4 protein-coding genes and 1 pseudogene are annotated in these 1,701 nt (G+C 65.5%); 4 read left to right on the plus strand and 1 reads right to left on the minus strand.

Annotated elements, in window-relative coordinates:
• Position 1 precedes the first annotated feature (1 nt).
• From rplW to RMO30_RS01780, 4 genes and pseudogenes are all read left to right on the plus strand, one after another.
• On the plus strand, positions 2–268 hold the full coding sequence (gene rplW / locus RMO30_RS01765) for a 50S ribosomal protein L23 (protein ID WP_309708702.1): 267 nt from the start codon (positions 2–4) through the stop codon (positions 266–268).
• Between the two features lie 17 nt (positions 269–285).
• Positions 286–1,128 carry a 50S ribosomal protein L2 gene (gene rplB / locus RMO30_RS01770; protein ID WP_309708705.1) on the plus strand — a complete coding sequence of 281 codons (843 nt, stop codon included), beginning with the start codon at positions 286–288 and terminating at the stop codon, positions 1,126–1,128.
• Positions 1,129–1,134: 6 nt separating this feature from the next.
• Complete coding sequence (rpsS, locus tag RMO30_RS01775; RefSeq protein WP_130283793.1) at positions 1,135–1,416, plus strand: 30S ribosomal protein S19; 282 nt, start codon at positions 1,135–1,137, stop codon at positions 1,414–1,416.
• Positions 1,416–1,598 (plus strand): annotated as a pseudogene (locus RMO30_RS01780) (50S ribosomal protein L22); the annotation flags it as partial. The gene rpsS and the pseudogene RMO30_RS01780, both read left to right, overlap by 1 nt.
• Here the strand turns inward: RMO30_RS01780 and RMO30_RS01785 are convergent.
• Positions 1,559–1,681 (minus strand): 50S ribosomal protein L22, encoded by a 123-nt coding sequence (locus RMO30_RS01785; RefSeq protein WP_397427873.1) that lies wholly within the window; start codon positions 1,679–1,681, stop codon positions 1,559–1,561. The pseudogene RMO30_RS01780 and the gene RMO30_RS01785 sit on opposite strands and share 40 nt — an antisense overlap.
• Positions 1,682–1,701: the final 20 nt, after the last annotated feature.

The raw sequence follows: 1,701 nt of genomic DNA on the forward strand, positions 1-1,701 counted from the left end.
CATCCTGTCGCCGGTCGTCAGCGAGAAGTCCTACGGGCTGATCGACAACGGCAAGTACACCTTCGTCGTCGACCCGCGATCGAACAAGACCGAGATCAAGCTCGCGGTCGAGAAGATCTTCGGCGTCAAGGTGGCCAGCGTCAACACGCTCAACCGCACCGGCAAGCTCCGCCGCACGCGGTTCGGAATCGGTAAGCGCAAGGACACCAAGCGCGCGATCGTCACCCTCAAGTCCGGCTCGATCGACATCTTCACGGCCGTCGGCTAAGGGCACAGGAGAACATCATGGCTATTCGCAAATACAAGCCGACGACCCCGGGTCGCCGCGGCTCGAGCGTTGCCGACTTCGCTGAGATCACCCGGTCGACGCCCGAGAAGTCGCTGCTCAGGCCGCTGCCGAAGACCGGTGGCCGCAACAACCAGGGGCGCATCACGACCCGCCACATCGGTGGTGGCCACAAGCGCCAGTACCGCATCATCGACTTCAAGCGCAACGACAAGGACGGCGTCGGCGCCAAGGTCGCTCACATCGAGTACGACCCGAACCGCACGGCGCGCATCGCACTGCTGCACTACGTCGACGGCACGAAGCGCTACATCCTCGCGCCGGCGAAGCTCAACCAGGGCGACGTCATCGAGTCGGGTGCCGGTGCTGACATCAAGCCCGGCAACAACCTGCCGCTGAAGAACATCCCCGTGGGTACCGTCATCCACGCGATCGAACTCCGTCCCGGGGGTGGCGCCAAGATGGCCCGCTCGGCTGGTTCTTCGGTGCGTCTCGTCGCCAAGGACGGCCCCTACGCGCAGCTGCGTCTGCCTTCGGGCGAGATCCGCAACGTCGACGTGCGCTGCCGCGCCACGATCGGCGAGGTCGGCAACGCCGAGCAGTCGAACATCAACTGGGGCAAGGCCGGCCGCATGCGCTGGAAGGGCGTCCGCCCGACCGTGCGTGGCGTCGCCATGAACCCGGTCGACCACCCCCACGGTGGTGGCGAGGGAAAGACGTCCGGTGGACGTCACCCCGTCAGCCCCTGGGGCAAGAAGGAAGGCCGCACGCGTAAGCGCGACCTTCCCAGCGACAAGCTCATCGTCCGCCGTCGTACCGTCGGCAAGAAGCGCAAGGGATAAACCAGGATGCCGCGCAGCCTTAAGAAGGGCCCCTTCGTCGACGACCACCTGCTTCGCAAGGTCGTCACGCAGAACGAAGCCAACAGCAAGAACGTGATCAAGACCTGGTCGCGCCGCTCGATGATCATCCCGGCGATGCTGGGTCACACCATCGCGGTGCACGACGGTCGCAAGCACATCCCCGTCTTCGTGACGGAGACCATGGTCGGGCACAAGCTCGGCGAGTTCGCGCCCACCCGCACCTTCCGTGGGCACGAGAAGGACGACAAGAAGGGACGGCGTCGCTGATGGTTACCGCTATCGCTCGCGTGAAGCACATCCGCGTCACGCCCCAGAAGGCCCGCCGCGTCGTGGACATCGTCCGCGGCAAGCAGGCTGCCGAAGCTCTCGCGATCCTCAAGTTCGCCCCGCAGTCGGCGAGTGAGCCGGTCTACAAGCTCGTCGCTTCCGCGATGGCGAACTTGAGGATCGCGAGAGCTTCGGCAGCCTGCTTGCCGCGGACGATGTCCACGACGCGGCGGGCCTTCTGGGGCGTGACGCGGATGTGCTTCACGCGAGCGATAGCGGTAACCA

It is taken from the genome of Pseudolysinimonas sp., assembly GCF_031389465.1.
Classification (GTDB): domain Bacteria; phylum Actinomycetota; class Actinomycetes; order Actinomycetales; family Microbacteriaceae; genus Pseudolysinimonas_A.

Bases quoted from the DNA above. Each gene is read 5' to 3' on its own strand.
- rplB (WP_309708705.1), top strand. From the start codon at position 286: ATGGCTATTCGCAAATACAAGCCGACGACCCCGGGTCGCCGCGGCTCG.
- rpsS (WP_130283793.1), top strand. From the start codon at position 1,135: ATGCCGCGCAGCCTTAAGAAGGGCCCCTTCGTCGACGACCACCTGCTT.